The 15,218-nt window shown below is 45.4% G+C and carries 20 protein-coding genes; 13 read left to right on the top strand and 7 right to left on the bottom strand.

Annotated elements, in window-relative coordinates:
* Nucleotides 1–66 precede the first annotated feature (66 nt).
* The 3 genes from ABIX36_RS12290 to ABIX36_RS12280 are packed head-to-tail and all read right to left on the bottom strand — an operon-like array spanning nucleotide 67 to nucleotide 1,054.
* On the bottom strand, nucleotides 67–525 hold the full coding sequence (locus ABIX36_RS12290; RefSeq protein WP_348082459.1) for a DinB family protein: 459 nt from the start codon (nucleotides 523–525) through the stop codon (nucleotides 67–69).
* A complete protein-coding gene (locus ABIX36_RS12285) occupies nucleotides 522–854 on the bottom strand; it encodes a type II toxin-antitoxin system PemK/MazF family toxin (RefSeq protein ID WP_348082458.1) in 333 nt (110 codons plus the stop codon). Before ABIX36_RS12285 ends, ABIX36_RS12290 begins: the two co-directional genes overlap by 4 nt.
* Nucleotides 839–1,054, bottom strand: coding sequence for a hypothetical protein (locus ABIX36_RS12280; protein WP_348082457.1), 216 nt, complete (start codon nucleotides 1,052–1,054; stop codon nucleotides 839–841). Before ABIX36_RS12280 ends, ABIX36_RS12285 begins: the two co-directional genes overlap by 16 nt.
* 75 nt (nucleotides 1,055–1,129) lie before the next feature.
* Here ABIX36_RS12280 and ABIX36_RS12275 point away from each other — a divergent pair, with 75 nt between their 5' ends.
* The 4 genes from ABIX36_RS12275 (at nucleotide 1,130) to ABIX36_RS12260 (ending at nucleotide 3,140) form a co-directional block, all read left to right on the top strand.
* Complete coding sequence (locus ABIX36_RS12275; RefSeq protein WP_348082456.1) at nucleotides 1,130–1,906, top strand: DNA-formamidopyrimidine glycosylase family protein; 777 nt, start codon at nucleotides 1,130–1,132, stop codon at nucleotides 1,904–1,906.
* A gap of 94 nt (nucleotides 1,907–2,000) precedes the next feature.
* Nucleotides 2,001–2,264, top strand: a complete 264-nt coding sequence (locus tag ABIX36_RS12270; RefSeq protein WP_348082455.1) for a hypothetical protein — start codon at nucleotides 2,001–2,003, stop codon at nucleotides 2,262–2,264.
* A gap of 64 nt (nucleotides 2,265–2,328) precedes the next feature.
* On the top strand, nucleotides 2,329–2,817 hold the full coding sequence (locus tag ABIX36_RS12265; protein WP_348082454.1) for a PA2169 family four-helix-bundle protein: 489 nt from the start codon (nucleotides 2,329–2,331) through the stop codon (nucleotides 2,815–2,817).
* A gap of 2 nt (nucleotides 2,818–2,819) precedes the next feature.
* Nucleotides 2,820–3,140, top strand: coding sequence for a hypothetical protein (locus ABIX36_RS12260; protein ID WP_348082453.1), 321 nt, complete (start codon nucleotides 2,820–2,822; stop codon nucleotides 3,138–3,140).
* Between the two features lie 65 nt (nucleotides 3,141–3,205).
* On the opposite strand, the gene ABIX36_RS12255 is transcribed toward ABIX36_RS12260, so the two are convergent.
* Together ABIX36_RS12255 and ABIX36_RS12250 are read right to left on the bottom strand one after the other, a co-directional pair.
* Nucleotides 3,206–3,595, bottom strand: coding sequence for a hypothetical protein (locus ABIX36_RS12255; protein ID WP_348082452.1), 390 nt, complete (start codon nucleotides 3,593–3,595; stop codon nucleotides 3,206–3,208).
* A gap of 42 nt (nucleotides 3,596–3,637) precedes the next feature.
* Complete coding sequence (locus tag ABIX36_RS12250) at nucleotides 3,638–4,270, bottom strand: HAD family hydrolase (protein ID WP_348082451.1); 633 nt, start codon at nucleotides 4,268–4,270, stop codon at nucleotides 3,638–3,640.
* A 132-nt stretch (nucleotides 4,271–4,402) separates the two neighbouring features.
* On the opposite strand from ABIX36_RS12250, the gene ABIX36_RS12245 reads away from it, so the two are divergent.
* The 9 genes from ABIX36_RS12245 (at nucleotide 4,403) to ABIX36_RS12205 (ending at nucleotide 14,260) form a co-directional block, all read left to right on the top strand.
* Complete coding sequence (locus ABIX36_RS12245) at nucleotides 4,403–5,287, top strand: helix-turn-helix transcriptional regulator (protein ID WP_348082450.1); 885 nt, start codon at nucleotides 4,403–4,405, stop codon at nucleotides 5,285–5,287.
* Nucleotides 5,274–5,711, top strand: coding sequence for a DUF983 domain-containing protein (locus ABIX36_RS12240; protein WP_348082449.1), 438 nt, complete (start codon nucleotides 5,274–5,276; stop codon nucleotides 5,709–5,711). Before ABIX36_RS12245 ends, ABIX36_RS12240 begins: the two co-directional genes overlap by 14 nt.
* Nucleotides 5,712–6,178: 467 nt before the next feature.
* On the top strand, nucleotides 6,179–7,381 hold the full coding sequence (locus tag ABIX36_RS12235; RefSeq protein ID WP_348082448.1) for a HAMP domain-containing sensor histidine kinase: 1,203 nt from the start codon (nucleotides 6,179–6,181) through the stop codon (nucleotides 7,379–7,381).
* A gap of 499 nt (nucleotides 7,382–7,880) precedes the next feature.
* Complete coding sequence (locus tag ABIX36_RS12230; RefSeq protein WP_348082447.1) at nucleotides 7,881–8,816, top strand: manganese catalase family protein; 936 nt, start codon at nucleotides 7,881–7,883, stop codon at nucleotides 8,814–8,816.
* 516 nt (nucleotides 8,817–9,332) lie between these two features.
* On the top strand, nucleotides 9,333–11,072 hold the full coding sequence (gene kaiC, locus ABIX36_RS12225) for a circadian clock protein KaiC (protein ID WP_348082446.1): 1,740 nt from the start codon (nucleotides 9,333–9,335) through the stop codon (nucleotides 11,070–11,072).
* Nucleotide 11,073: 1 nt separating this feature from the next.
* Complete coding sequence (gene kaiB / locus ABIX36_RS12220) at nucleotides 11,074–11,370, top strand: circadian clock protein KaiB (RefSeq protein WP_348082445.1); 297 nt, start codon at nucleotides 11,074–11,076, stop codon at nucleotides 11,368–11,370.
* A gap of 17 nt (nucleotides 11,371–11,387) precedes the next feature.
* Nucleotides 11,388–11,714 (top strand): circadian clock KaiB family protein, encoded by a 327-nt coding sequence (locus tag ABIX36_RS12215; RefSeq protein WP_348082444.1) that lies wholly within the window; start codon nucleotides 11,388–11,390, stop codon nucleotides 11,712–11,714.
* A 5-nt stretch (nucleotides 11,715–11,719) separates the two neighbouring features.
* The gene (locus ABIX36_RS12210) at nucleotides 11,720–13,384 is read left to right on the top strand and encodes an ATP-binding protein (protein ID WP_348082443.1); all 1,665 of its coding nucleotides are present in this window, start codon (nucleotides 11,720–11,722) and stop codon (nucleotides 13,382–13,384) included.
* Between the two features lie 105 nt (nucleotides 13,385–13,489).
* On the top strand, nucleotides 13,490–14,260 hold the full coding sequence (locus tag ABIX36_RS12205; RefSeq protein WP_348082442.1) for an enoyl-CoA hydratase/isomerase family protein: 771 nt from the start codon (nucleotides 13,490–13,492) through the stop codon (nucleotides 14,258–14,260).
* 204 nt (nucleotides 14,261–14,464) lie between these two features.
* On the opposite strand, the gene ABIX36_RS12200 is transcribed toward ABIX36_RS12205, so the two are convergent.
* Nucleotides 14,465–14,827 carry a virulence factor gene (locus ABIX36_RS12200; RefSeq protein ID WP_128534484.1) on the bottom strand — a complete coding sequence of 121 codons (363 nt, stop codon included), beginning with the start codon at nucleotides 14,825–14,827 and terminating at the stop codon, nucleotides 14,465–14,467.
* A 95-nt stretch (nucleotides 14,828–14,922) separates the two neighbouring features.
* Entirely contained in the window at nucleotides 14,923–15,216 is a 294-nt protein-coding gene (locus ABIX36_RS12195; protein ID WP_348082441.1) for a chaperone modulator CbpM, read from the bottom strand.
* Nucleotides 15,217–15,218 lie beyond the last annotated feature (2 nt).

Here is a 15,218-nt window from a genome sequence, read left to right as displayed (position 1 = left end):
TTTATGGGTATTAAAAGAGCCATCCCGAGGTAATTGGGATGGCTCTTTTGTTGGGTTGAAGGTTTTTTAATCAGCTAAAAAAGCGCTCATTTGATGTGGCATTGGATAAGTACCAGCCATGCGCCTCATCAAAACGACTTCACCCACATGGAAGGACAGGTGTATAGACAGTTGCTGTACGATGGTTAATTTTTGGTTGAGATTGGAGTGCTCTGTCTCAAAAGCCTTTATTTCGGCTTTTACTTCATCAATAAGGCTATAAAAAACGGCAACGGCGTTTTCTAATTCCCCCTGGCTTGCAGGATGTTCCTCGGCTATCCATGTATCTTGCTCATTTATATTAAGTTGATCACCTCCTTTTAGCATTTCCAACTGGTATTTTTGCCAGGCTATCAGGTGGTTTAATATTTGCCAGATAGTTTTGGGCGCACCTTTCGGATCTGCTTCCTCCACAAGCAAGTTATCGAACACTTTATAGGTTTCGAAAGAGTTAAGGAAGATGTTATTGAATTGGATGGGCATCATAACGAAAAAATCATGCCAAGTACTTTCGAAACTTTAGTGTTGATAGCATTATTTACCGTTCCTGTTTTCCGAATGATGATGTTTTTATCAGCTGTAAAAATCCTCGTTGGTCTTATATTGGATGCAATGGGTAAGTTACCTGTAACGAAATTGGCCGAAACCAAGGGTATGGCAAAGGCATCGGTGTTTTGTTGGCTGGTTATCTGACACAAAATAACATCGTCACCCGGCAAGTCTGCAAGCACTAAGGCCGGGCGTCTTTTTGAGCCTGACAAATCAGAAAATGGAAACGGTATTATAACTACGTCACCCTTTACAAATTTTGCCATGCCATATCTTCTTCGGGGGTAAGCCAATCTTTAGCTAACACTTTTTCGCTGGCAAAATGAGTTAAAATTGAATCTGCTGTATCTTTCAGATTCGTTTCTTCTGTAGTAAATGCAATAACTTCTACTTCTTTGCCAACAAATTCTTGAGGCACTTCAATTAAAATGCTTTTTGTCGCAGATTTTATAATTGTTCTTACCATAATCAAATATACATTTTTTTAAAATTAGTAAATCATATTTAAGCTGGTTACTTTTGTAAAATAAACGCTACCACCATGCCCGAACTACCCGACCTGCAGGCCTTCAGCCGTAATCTCGATAAAAAATTAGCCGGTAAAACGGTTAAGGAAGTCATCATCCATAATGCCAAAAAACTCAACGTGAGCGAAAATGAGCTGCGGGCGAAGCTGGAAAAACAAAAGTTGAAAGAAGTTTATCGCAACGGTAAGGAACTTTACATCAAATTTAGCGAGGGTGATATTTTAGCACTGCACCTGATGCTGCATGGCAAGCTGTTTTTATTTGAGGGCAAGAACAGCAATAAATACAGCATTATTGAACTGGTATTTACCGATGACAGCGGGCTGGTGCTAACCGATTTCCAGGGAATTGCTACCCCTACCCTCAACCCGGCAGAAAAAGAAGCGCCCGATGCAGTGGACGATAAAGCGGGCTTTGCCTATCTTAAAGAACGATTGGGCAAAACAAAAACCAACGTAAAAACCGTTCTGCTCGATCAAAAGATCATCCGGGGTATTGGCAATGCTTATGCCGACGAAATTTTGTGGGACGCCGGCATCTCGCCCTTTTCGGCAAGCAATAAACTACCTGAGGACAAGATAAAGGACCTGATAAGTTCTATCCATTCTGTTTTAAAAGACGCTGAAAAGGAGATCCTTAAATCCAACCCCGATATCATCAACGGCGAAGTACGCGATTTTATGAACATCCATAATTCCAAAAAGAAACACAGCCCAAAAGGCGCTCCCATACTCATAAAAGAAGGTACCAGGAAGACCTATTATACCGAAGAACAAACGCTTTATAGCTAACAGGTTGTTTTAATATAAAGAGCTAATCTGCCAATTGGCAATAAGCGGCACGGCTATTGCATGTAGTCATAGAATAATTAACTTAATTAAAACTATGGCACACTACTTAACAATCGCCCTCCACTTGTTTGTTGTTGCCATGATGGCCGCTTTTCTTGTTGGCTGCATAACCGCCCTTACCGGTACCTATGATCATTGGGGAAACCGGTATGTTTTAAAGGCACGCCGCAGCCGCCTCATCCGCGAACGTGCCCGTAAAGCTGGTACTGGTGATGCTAACGTGAGAAACTTAACCCCTTACCGGGCCCGAAAGGTGAATAAATACGCCGTGATTCACGTGGCCAGGCACGCCGCCTAATTTTTACCTTAAGTAAAAACAATTAACCAAGCCGTTATGTTATTTAATCAAAACAAACGTAACAATGGGGACATTACAGCATATTCAACACCAGATATCAGCGCTAAACGACCTGATAAAAATTAATAACGACCGTATTGCCGGCTACCAGAAAGCCATTGAGGGCATTGAGGATTTCAGCCTTAAAACTGTTTTTGAAGGCTATGCCGACCAAAGCAAGGGCTACGTAAACCAACTGAACGATTATATCCTCCTATTAGGCGGCTCACCTGCCGACGGCACCACCCTGGCTGGTAAGTTTTACCATGCTTGGATAGACGTAAAATCCGCTTTCAGCAAAAAAGACAGCCTTTCTATATTATCCGATTGCGAATATGGAGAGGACGTTGCCAAGGGCTCGTACCGCAAAGCGCTGGATGATAAAGAATTGATATGGGAAGATGAAAAGGTGGTTAACTTGCTTACCAACCACCTAAACGGCCTAAAAATGGCCCACGATGCTATTAAAGCGCTCCGCGACTCTACCGCCTTAAAGGAGAAACAGGAGGCATAATTATGGATAGCCCCGATCAGGATTTTTTAAAAGATTACAAGCCCCTGCACGTACCGCATAAGTACGATGCAGCGGCTTCGGTGCAGGATAATGTAGTATATGCGCTTGCGCAACTGGAATATGCTACCGCGCCTGAGGTTGCCCAAAAACTTGCGGAGTTCGATCCGGAATTGCCCTTAAGCACCCATCAACAGATAGCAAAAGAAATACTTACGCAATTGTTTAATAAAGGCTTGATAAAAGGAGACGATGAGCCGGAGCGCCAGTATAACCTGAGTAAGATACTGGTACAAAATTCCGGCAAGGCCGACCCGCTGTTTTAAACGGATTTTCTTTGCCGTCGGTTTCGACTGACGGTACGCTATAGCAACATTAAGAAAACTCAGTATTACGGGGTAGGTGGTGTTATCGGCGAGATAGACATTACGCTATCAACCACAAATACGCTTACACCGCGCCATGGTAGGGTGTGCAGGTATTCTTTGTAATGGAGATCCATCATCGCACCGGCGCTGTGGTTAAGCTTATCCGCCACTTTCTCGTCCGTTACCGAAAACATAAACTCATTGGAAGCGATGCCACCCTGCGTTTGGGTACGGATCCCGTTTTGGATCAGCCTGCCCTCAAAGGTTTTAAACACATAACCCTTCTTTACAAAATAGTTTAGCGTACCGGCTTTGGTGCCTTCGCCAAAAACAAAATAGTAGCGGTAGTAAACTACCCCAACCAAAACGAGTATCAGCACTAAACTTATAATGGTGAGTATGCGGCCTTTCATTGCGATGTATTTTTGTGTACGTAAAGCTAACGCATCTGCCGCTTATAAGTTTAAAAAATGTGCAGTAAGCGTGTTAAAATCATCAAACTTCAAGTCGTAATCATCCGTTTGGCCAAACCCATAGCTTACAAACACAAATGGTATGCCTGCCAGGCGGCTTTGGTGGCCATCGCCTTCGGTATCGCCTACGTAAACTGGGTTCTTCAGGTCGTATTTGCCAGTCAGTAATTTGATGTTATGCTGCTTGGGCATAAAGTTGATGCCGTAGGCAATTTCATCCTTTATGTGCTCATCTATCCCTGCCCAATCAATAAACTGGCGGATAACGCCCGCCGCGCAATTGCTCAGGATGAACAGCTGATACTTTTGGGCAAGCTGCTTTAGCCCTTCGAGCACGCCCGGGTACAATATGCCGCCCATCTCGGGGATCAGTACCTTCCGCTTTTCGTTCACCTGCGCGTAGATCTCCCAGCGTTTATCGGGTTCAAACTCGGGCATCATTACTTCTATCACCTTTTTGCCTTCCCAGCCTACCATACCGGCCAGTTGGGCGCGGTCGATGTTTTTATCGATGCCCAGTTCTTTGAACATTACGTTCCAGGAATGTGCATAGGTGTCAACGGCGTCCCAAAGGGTGCCATCCATATCAAAAATAAGGCTGTCGGGTTTTGTCATAACGGGTTATTGTGCCGGTGAAATTAAATATTTTGGCCCAGTATCACTCAAAATATTACAATCAGTAAAAAACACCACAAAAGTGATGTATATCACCATTGGTACTTGTGTTTGTTAGGTATCTTTGTGTTCATGAAAAAGGCATTCCCGGTTTATGATATTTGCAGCCTCAGCGATCACCAGCACGATGACCTGCTTATAAGCCGTTTTGCGCCCTACCTGCAAAAGCATCAAAACCTTAGCATGGCGCATAAGCATAGCTTTTACCATGTGGTGTTTTTTACCGAAGGCGGCGGCACACACGCTATCGATTTTAAAACCTTCGCGGTGAGGCCCTACCAAATTTACTTTATGGTACCCGGGCAGGTGCACAGCTGGAGCTTTGAAGGTCCGGTAGATGGTTACATCATCAACTTTTCAGCTTCCTTCTTCCAATCGTTTTTGCTAAGGCCCGATTATTTGGACAACCTGCCCTTCTTTAGCGGGAACATAGATGATGAGGTAATTAATTTACCACATGATATCCATCAGTCGGTTACCGCCTTGTTTGAGCAATTGATACAGGAAAGCGGCAATATCAACCGGCTGGGTATGGATATGATAAAGGCGCTGATGCTGCAATTGTTTATTTTAATAGCCCGGCAAAACGAGCACAGCAACCCGGCTATTACACCCAACTACAACTATACCCTGCTGCAAAGCTTTCGCAAGCTAACCGATAGGCATTTTGCCACGCTGAGGCTGCCAAAAGATTACGCCGCCATGCTGTACATCACCCCCAATCACCTCAACGCGCTTTGTAACGATATGCTGGGTATCCCGGCGGGCGAAGTGATTCGCAACCGGGTGATACTGGAGGCCAAACGCCTGCTGGTAAATCTCGACCTGAACATCACAGCTATTGCAGACCAGCTAAACTTTGCCGACAACTCCTACTTTACCAAATTTTTTAAAAAATACGCCGGGCAAACACCCGAAGAATTTCGCAAACAAACCCTGACTCATGGAAACCAGTAATATAAAACCCGCCAAACCCATCTCCGCCCTTGAAGGCTGTTTAAAAGCCAAATGCCCAAGGTGCCGCCGCGGCGACATCTTTGCTACCAGTACTTACGAGCTTTTTGGGCAAAAAATGCATGAGAACTGCTCGCACTGCGGCCTGCATTACGAACGCGAACCGGGATACTGGTATGTAGCCATGTTTGTAAGCTACGCTTTTAACGTGGCCCAAATGGTCACCTTCGCGGTAGCTACTTACCTCCTTACCGGCTCCAATTCGCCATGGCTGTACGTTGGTATTTTAATGGGGGTGATATTTGTATTGTCGCCGTTTAATTACCGCTACTCGCGGGTGGTGTTGCTCTACTGGCTTACACCCGGCCTTAATTATGAAGCTTGGAGAAGCGAAGATAAAAATAAAGGATTGACAAGGGAGCCGTAGCCCCCCAGCCCCCTGAAGGGGGAGTTTTTTGCCGTTATTGGTGTTTGGGCGTTGTTGGTTGTCACCATAGCCGTTAACTTAAGGATTTTTTCAAAAGTTTTTTGTGGGATTTATAATGGACGGGGCTTCGCCGTTGGGCAAAACCACTTGTTTACCAGACGTATCACCAGCTCGCGCCCAACGTAGAAGGCCAACCGGGCCTGGCTATTCCTCTACCAGGGTTTAAAAACATTCCCGGTTTGAAGGCTCTGCTGATAACTGGCGGTCCATTATCGGATAGAAAAAACTTTGGCTATTGGTTATGCAAAGTAAAAACGCTCATGTTAAATTAACATAACTACAAAGCTCATGTTTAAGCAACAATCATTATTTATTTAAAACAATTTAATTATAACAATACCAACTTTATTAACAGTACATTTATATACCTTTTTTTATACTACTTAGTTACTCTTTGATTATACCCTATGGACCCGTTTTTAAAACAGGTATCCCTTATCCCGCTAAATGACGAAGAGCGCCTAAGGAAACTGTATAAATATGAAATACTTGACACACCCGCCGATAAAACCTTCGACAAGATAGCCATTCTTGCCGCCCAAGTTTTTGATACCCCCAGCGCTTTTGTAAGCTTTGTGGACCAGGACCGCGTATTTTTTAAAGCCAAAATAGGCACCGTTGCCGGCCTGTCCGAATTACCCGAAGCTACCATAGCCACCCTTGCCGTATTAAGCGCCGATACTACCGTTTTTAGCGACATTCACCAGGAGCCAATGTTAAAAAACACACCGCTTGTTGTACCCGATAACGTGGTGCGTTTTTATGCCGGTGCCCCTATAAAAACATTGGATGGCCACCTGTTGGGTACGGTGAGCGTAGTTGATGCCGTGCCACACGTTGCAACCAAAAAGCAGCTGGAGATGCTGAAGAATCTATCCGAGATCATTATAGACGAGTTGGAGCTGCGCCAAACCACCCGCAACATTGTACGTGTGCAAACTGACTTGATGAATATTGCGGTGCACGATATTAAAAACCCGCTTACGGCAATATCCCTGTACGCCAAGCTTATAGAGCAGAAGAGTACAGAAGAGCCCGTTAAAATAATGGCGACCAAAATAACAAGCGCCAGCAAACGCATCCTGGAGGACCTGAACGAGTTGCTTAGCCTCGCCAAAATAGATAACGGCGTAATGATGCTGCATTTTGAAGAAGTAAGCACCATTGAGCTGATAAACAAGGCGGTAGGCGAACTGCAAATACTGGCTAATCAAAAGCGCCAGAAGATTACCTTACAGCTTAACTGCCTTAAAACCGCCCGGTTTGATAAACACCGTATACAGGAGGTATTTGAAAACCTGCTGAGCAACGCCATAAAATACGCTTACACCGATAGCGAAATAACCATCTGTTCGGAAGAAAAGGATGGCAACCTTATTGTAGAATTCCGCGACCAGGGCCAAGGCCTTACCGATGAGGATATGCAAAAGCTGTTTACCAAGTTTGCCCGGTTAAGCGCTATCCCCACCAATAAAGAAACCAGTAACGGCCTTGGCCTTTCCATAGCTAAAATATTGGTAGAACTGCACAACGGTAAAATTTGGGCCGAAAGCCAAGGCAAAAATCTGGGCTGTTCATTTTTTGTATCATTGCCGCTTTTGCAAAAGTAAACATAGAGCTGCTGAGCACTTTCGAATGAATTGCTCAACAGTTCTGCTGTTTAACTCACTGCCTGCCCCGCGCAAGATCACTATCCTTTAGTTGGTTTACACCGTTTCTCACGGTAAACAAGCGGTTCGTTTTTCCGATATTAATAATAAGCATGCAGCATTTTAAGTTCCGTCCATCGGGCCAGGGTAACGCTGCCTTTCTTTCCCAAAAAAATTAACGGTTAAACAAACATTAGTTACATCCAAAACTGATGAGTTATCGTCATTAAAAATAAATCCCTCCACTACCTCTACCATGCCTGCATTGTTTTTTGTTAATTTTAAACTTAATGAATTACAGCTAAATAGAAACTAAATTATTTTTTAATTGAAAAATAAGAAATATTATTAATTTATAATTGAAACATTGCGCATCCTTTTTAGTTGTATTAGAAACACCCGATCCCGCCTTTTCTTAGCCCATCCTCAACTGTTTCATTTACTTATTAAAACTTATTTTATGTTCCACCACGTTAAATCACTACAATTTAATGCCAGGGTATCAAGCCCCGACCCACGTTTTGCTAACCTTTTATTAGAGCAATTCGGCGGAGAAAATGGCGAACTTGCTGCCGCGATGCAGTATTTTACACAAGCTTTTGGTGCTAAGCAACCACACCCCGACAAGTACGATATGCTGATGGATATTGCTACCGAAGAATTTAGCCACCTGGAGATAGTGGGTGCCACCATCCAGATGTTATTGAAGGGTGTTAACGGCGACCTGAAGGACGCTGCAGAACAAAGCGAGATAATGGTTGCCATGAACGGTAAGGCTGAAAAGGAAAGCGTTATCCATGCAGCTTTATCTGCCAACCCACAGTTCCCCATCATCACTGGCGGCGGGCCAACACCACGTAACAGCCAGGGCATCCCGTGGTGCGCATCGTACATCAACTCTAATGGCGACCTTACCGTTGACCTGCGCACCAACCTGGCGTCCGAATCGAGGGCAAAGCTGGTTTACGAGCACCTGATGAAATTTACCGACGACCCGTACATCCACGAAACGCTTTCGTTTTTGATGACCCGCGAGGTAACGCATTACAAAATGTTCGAGGCGGCGTTGGAAAGCATTCAACCGAATTTCCCTCCGGGCGTATTGGCAGCAGATCCCCGTTACCTGCAAAACGCTTATAACTTATCTGACGGTACCGTTCGTGGACCATGGAATGAAGGCGAAATAAAAGGTATGGGCAAGGATTTTGTTTATGTAGAGAACCCGTTGGCCCAGGCGCAGGAAACCGAAGGGCAAACCAAACTGCCCCAAAATTTTGACAAGGAATTAAAAGCAACAGAAACCCAAAACAAAGAAATGAGTAAAGTAAAGAGCGCAGAAGTTAAAAACGCTGAACCAAAAGGCGTAGCCCAATGGAGCACTTACGGCGAACAATAATGCCGGCGTGAGCTTGCTAACGCCAAACTTATTTGATGCCCCTTTAAGCAGGCAGTAAAAGCGGAGATGCAAACATGCGTCTTCGCTTTTTTAGTTTCGCCTAAGGCCCAAATTATATAATCACGAATGAGTGTCTTATTTATTTTTCGATAAAAAGACTTTTTTTGTGAGAAATACCACATTGTTGCAAATAGCCCGCCACGGGGTGTCCATGTGCGTACAATACGTCCATAAAATAAAAACTGGAGGCTTTATGCGAGCTAAATTGCGTTACAACTCCCCTCCCCTAACCTTCATTTAAGTTATTTTATTGGTAGTTAATTTGGGCAGCATTATTGTAAAAAGCATATGACTATCAAAACAATTGCAAATCTGTGAAGTTATTGGTCAATAATTTATAAGAGAAATTAACAACATTATAACATATAACGAGCCGATACTAAACCATAAGATTGCTTCATAGGGAATATTTTATTTTTTCATGAAACTATCCAATTAAAAACAATACTCAATAAAATGAGCGACACCAAAAAAAACACAAGCATTGCTTATCCCGCGCTGCCAAAAACCCCAACGGGCATAGCAGGGCTTGATGAAATTACCGAGGGTGGTTTGCCTACGGGCAGGCCAACTTTAATATGCGGCCAGGCTGGCTGCGGCAAAACGCTGATGTCGATAGAATTTATCGTACGCGGTGCCATGAAATTTAATGAACCCGGCGTTTTTGTTGCCTTTGAAGAAAAAAGCGACGAACTGGCCATGAACGTAGCATCCTTAGGCTTCGACCTTAAGAAACTACAGGAAGACAAAAAAATACGCATAGATCATGTACACATCGATCGCAGCGAAATAGAAGAAACCGGCGAATACGATCTCGAGGGGCTATTCATCCGCCTCGGCTATGCTATCGACAGCATCGGCGCCAAACGCGTTGTGCTGGATACACTGGAGAACCTGTTCTCGGGCCTTAATAACCAGGCGGTGCTACGTGCCGAGATCCGCAGGCTTTTTCACTGGCTGAAAGAAAAAGGCGTAACAGCCATTATCACCGGCGAGCGCGGCGATGGCAACGCCCTTACCCGCCAGGGGCTGGAAGAATATGTCTCAGATTGCGTTATCCTGCTGGATCACCGGGTGATCAACCAGATCTCTACCCGCAGGCTGCGCATTATCAAATACCGCGGCACGGTACACGGCACCAACGAGTACCCCTTCCTGATCGACGAGGACGGCATATCGGTTTTACCGGTAACCTCTTTAAAGCTGGCCAAACAAGTATCTACCGAAAGGGTACCTACTGGTATTCCGGCTTTAGATGAAATGCTGGGCGGCAAAGGCTTTTACAAGGGCGGCAGTACCCTGGTATCGGGCACAGCCGGCACCGGCAAAACAAGCATCTCGGCCTATTTTGCAAACGAAACCTGCAACAGGGGCAAGCGCTGTGTATATTTTGCCATGGAGGAATCCCCCAACCAGATCATCCGCAACATGCGCTCGATAGGTGCAGATCTGCAGAAGCACGTAGATTCAGGCTTGTTGTTGTTCAACGCGTCGCGCCCTAACATGTATGGGTTGGAGATGCATTTGGTGGCCATCCACAAGATCATCAAAAAATTCAAACCACAGGTGGTTATTATGGATCCGATAACCAACTTTATCAATATCGGCTCGGTAAGCGAGGTGAAGAACATGCTGGTGCGTCTGATAGATTTCCTGCAGGATGAGCAGGTCTCGGTAATGTTTACCGCCCTCTCGCTCAATACAATTGTAAACGAACAAACCGACGAGGGGGTATCATCCCTGGTAGATTCGTGGCTGCTGGTGCGCGATATCGAGTTTAACGGCGAGCGTAACCGTGGCCTTTACGTAATGAAGGCCCGGGGCATGAAACACTCCAACCAGGTGCGCGAGTTTGTAATATCTGATGAGGGATTGAACCTGATAGACGTTTATCTGGGCCCCGAAGGTGTACTCACTGGTTCGGCACGTAAACAGCAAATGCTGCTGGAGCAAACCGGCGAAGCCATCCAAGCCCACTCCATTGGCCGTAAAGACCGCGAGATAGCGCGCAAACGCAAAGTACTGGAAGCAAAAATTGCCAGCCTGAACAGCGAATACGAATCGGTGGAGGAAGAGCTGAACAAAGTTTACCTGGAAGATGAACTGAAAAAACAAATTTTAGAAACAAACCGGGAAGAGATAACTAACATACGCAGAGGGGGAATTGCCCAAGCTAAAACCACCGGAGGAAAGTAAAATGGAAATTGAAACAGAAGAAGATAAAAAATGGGAACTGAGGCTATATGTAGCTGGTAACACCCCAAAATCGGTAACGGCGCTAAGTAACCTCAAAAAATATTGCGAGGAACACCTTAAGGGCCAATACCGCATAGAAGTGATAGACCTGCTGGTACAACCGCAACTGGCCGAGGGCGACCAGATCCTGGCCATCCCCACGCTGGTACGCAAAGTGCCCGAGCCTATCCGTAAAATAATTGGCGACCTGAGTAACGAAGAAAAGGTACTGGTAGGGCTGAACATTCGCCCAGCTTAGTTGTTCGAATAATAACCATGGCCGATAAAGAAAAAGATTTTACCGATTATGAGGGTAATGCGGAAGCTTCGGCCTACGTATTACGTTTGTTTATCATAGGCGCATCGCCCAACTCTATCCGCGCGGTAGAGAATCTGAATATCCTTTGCGAAAAGTACCTGCGTGGTAATTATGAGCTAAAAATTGTGGATATACACCAGCAGCCGGAATTGGCGCAGGGTGAAGATATTATAGCCCTTCCCCTGCTCATAAAAAAGGCCCCCGGCACCGAAAGGCGCATGATTGGCGATATGAGCGATACCAACAAAGTTTTAAAAGGGCTTGGCCTGCCCGAAATAAGTTAAACATCATGGAGCAAAAAAATTCAAATAACAGCTTTTTAGCCGAAATTGAAGAGCTGCGCCAACAACTGGAAGAGGCTACCGATACCATACACGCTATCCGTACTGGGCAGGTGGATGCTTTGGTGGTTAAAGACACTGGTGGCCATCAGCTATATACCCTTAAAACCGCCGATCAAACCTATCGCGTTTTTATCGAGAAAATGAACGAAGGTGCCGTTACTGTTAATAGGGAAGGCATTGTGCTGTATTGCAATACCCGCTTTGCCAATATGGCCGATACTCCGCTGGAAGAGGCTATTGGTATGCCTATACTATCCTTTGTGCCACGTGATTCCCGCGACAGGCTGCAAAAGCTTATAGATAAGAGCTGGAACGGGGATTGTAAAGACGAGATAACGCTAGAAGACGGTGGCGGCAAGGATATGCATTGCATGTTTAGTTGCAATACCATTGATTTGGATAGTGGAACCGCGCTTAGCCTCATCATTACTGATCTTACTATCCTTAAGGCTACCGAACAGGAGCTGAAGTTGCGTAACGACCAGTTAGAGGAGGCCCGAACAGCCGCCGAAACGATGAATGAATCATTAGAAGTTACCGTTAAGGAGCGCACACACGACCTCACCATAAGCCGCGAGCACTTTAAGTTGCTTACCAACAATATTGTGCAGATGACCTGGACCAACCTGCCCGATGGTAAATTTAGCTCATACAACCAACGCTGGTATGACTATACAGGGCTTAACTTTGCGGCAACAGGTGGCTTTGGCTGGAAAGAAGTGGTGCACCCTGACGACCTGGCTGAAACGGTGGAAAAATTCAACCATTCCTTACAAAGCGGCGAAATGTTTGAGGTAGAGAACCGCTATCGCAGGCATGATGGTGTTTACCGCTGGCACCTGAACCGGGCAAACCCGCTAAAAAATGATAATGGCGAAATTATTTTTTGGGTAGGCACAGCTACCGATATTGAAGACCAAAAGCGCGAAATGGAGCGCAAGGATGAATTTATAGGGATAGCCAGCCATGAGCTAAAAACTCCGTTAACCAGCTTGAAAGGTTACCTGCAATTAATCTCGGCATATAACAAGGAGGAGTTGCCGCCTGTAATAAAAAACTACATATCCAAGGCGGGCGGGTCTTTAAACAAACTGCAATCGCTTATTAACGACCTGCTGGATGTAAGTAAAATAAAGGCCGGCCGGTTGGAATATGCCGTTGACGACGTAAATACTAACGACCTTGTGGGCCAGTGTATGGAAAACGCGGTACACATGTACCCACTATACACTTTTGAGAACCAGGCCGACAAAAACTACAAAATATACGGCAACCAGGAGCGCCTGGAACAGGTATTGATGAACCTGGTGAACAATGCTGTAAAATACTCCTACGTCAACAAGACGGTAATTATAGGTACCGAGCAGCGCAATGGATATGTACGCATATCAGTAACCGACCAGGGTATTGGCTTATCCAACGACCAAAAAAGCAAAATATTTGAACGCTTTTACCGCGTAGAAGATAAAAAGAACATGACCAGCGGATTGGGCATGGGGCTGTATATATCCCACGAAATTATTCAAAACCACAACGGGCGCATCGGTGTAGACAGCGAACTGGGCAAAGGCTCCACCTTTTATGTGGAGCTGCCGCTGGTAGTGGGATAAGCTGGTTTGCCTTCGCAGTTGCGGAAGCATCCCGGCTTGCGGCCAACAATTGGCAGGCAACATAAATTTGCTGATATTGCCCTCACACATTCATAAAAAACAATTATGAGCAACACCGATAATGGCAATGTATCGTTAACCCTGGGCGATGATGGGGTAGCTACCATCAGTTTTTACCACCCCGCTCAAAACTCGCTGCCCGCAAGCCTGCTTAAGGAACTGGCAGAAATGATAACTTTTGCAGGTGTCGATTCCACAAGCCGTGTTATCCTCCTTAAAAGCGAGGGCGACCGCACATTTTGCGCCGGGGCCAGTTTTGATGAGTTGTTACAGATAAAAGACAAGCAAATGGGAGCGGAGTTTTTCTCGGGCTTTGCCAATGTGATAAACGCCTGCCGTAAATCGCCAAAGATCATCATAGCCCGCATCCAGGGCAAAGCCGTTGGCGGCGGTGTTGGCTTAGCGGCAGCCGCAGATTATTGCCTGGCTACCGAGGCGGCATCCATTAAATTAAGCGAACTGGCCATAGGTATCGGCCCTTTTGTGATATCGCCAGCGGTGATTCGCAAAATAGGCTTACCTGCGTTTTCGCAGTTGACCATACGCGCGGTAGATTTCCAGTCGGCACAATGGGCGCAGGAAAAAGGGCTTTATAACGAGGTTTGCGTCGATATCCCGACACTTGACGAAGCAATAGCATCATTAACCCAAAAACTGGCCTCCTATCATCCTGAGGCGCTTGTTGGGCTAAAACAGATCCTCTGGGAAGGCACCGAAAACTGGGATCAGCTTTTATTAGACCGTGCAGCAATAAGTGGCGAACTGGTGCTATCGGAGTTTACCCAACAGGCTTTAAATGGCTTTTTGAAGAAGTAAGGAAATTACACATCAACCTTGTGTGGATTAGATGCTTCGATATCGCCCCACTTTGTCATGCTGAACGATAGTGAAGAATCTGATCGCCGACAAGCAGGTAGCCGATATGCATATTCGTTATTAGATCCTTCGCTATCGCTCAGGATGAAACTAAAACAAAAAAGCCCCTCAACCGAGGGGCTACATATTTTATCTAATTTATAACTACCATCTTCTGCCACCACGGCCCCAACCGTTTCCATGGCCATGACCTTTGCCACGACCTTCATAATAATCCTCGCGACCCCGGCCACGGCCTTCGTAATAATTTTCGCGATAAACCTCTCTGCGGTATTGTGGCCTGTAGTACGCCCTGCGATAAGCCGGACGATAATAAACGGGACGGTTAACATACACCGGCTGTTCGTAATAAACGGGTGCAGGTTCTTCATAATAGGCAGGATATACTACCCTGCGGGGTTGGTTATAACCAATATGGATACTTGCGCCTACCCTTACCTGGGCTTTTGCAAACTGAGCCGACACGGTTAATACAAGGGCTATTATCGAAAATTTAATTAGTTTCATGACGTGTAATTATTAGTTACTAATTCCTGTTTGTTTTGCAGGTAAGACTCTCTGCAACCCCAAGGGTTTAAAAATTATGCCACTTTTTTTTCAGATCAGCCTTCATAAAGCCGCAAACGGCTGCGTAAAACGGCCAATTCCTGTTGCATATTTTCCACCTTATCCAGCAGGCTGTCTATCACTAAAATGCCCGGTTCGTTAATATCCAGTTGGGTGTGCAAGCGGGCCAACCGCTCTGCCTTCCTTATCTCATCCACTGGTATACAAGTAGTTTGGTTAATAATGGTTACCTCTATCAGTCCGGCCTCCTGCAGGTGATCTATAAAGTCGTACTCCACGTTGTGGTACAAACAAAAATCTGTTACGGTTATTAAGTTCTCGGTTTTCATTG

This window comes from Mucilaginibacter sp. (assembly GCF_039925265.1).
Lineage (GTDB): Bacteria > Bacteroidota > Bacteroidia > Sphingobacteriales > Sphingobacteriaceae > Mucilaginibacter.
The sequence above is the reverse complement of the archived record's forward strand: the minus strand, read 5'-3'. Positions and strand labels throughout refer to the sequence as shown.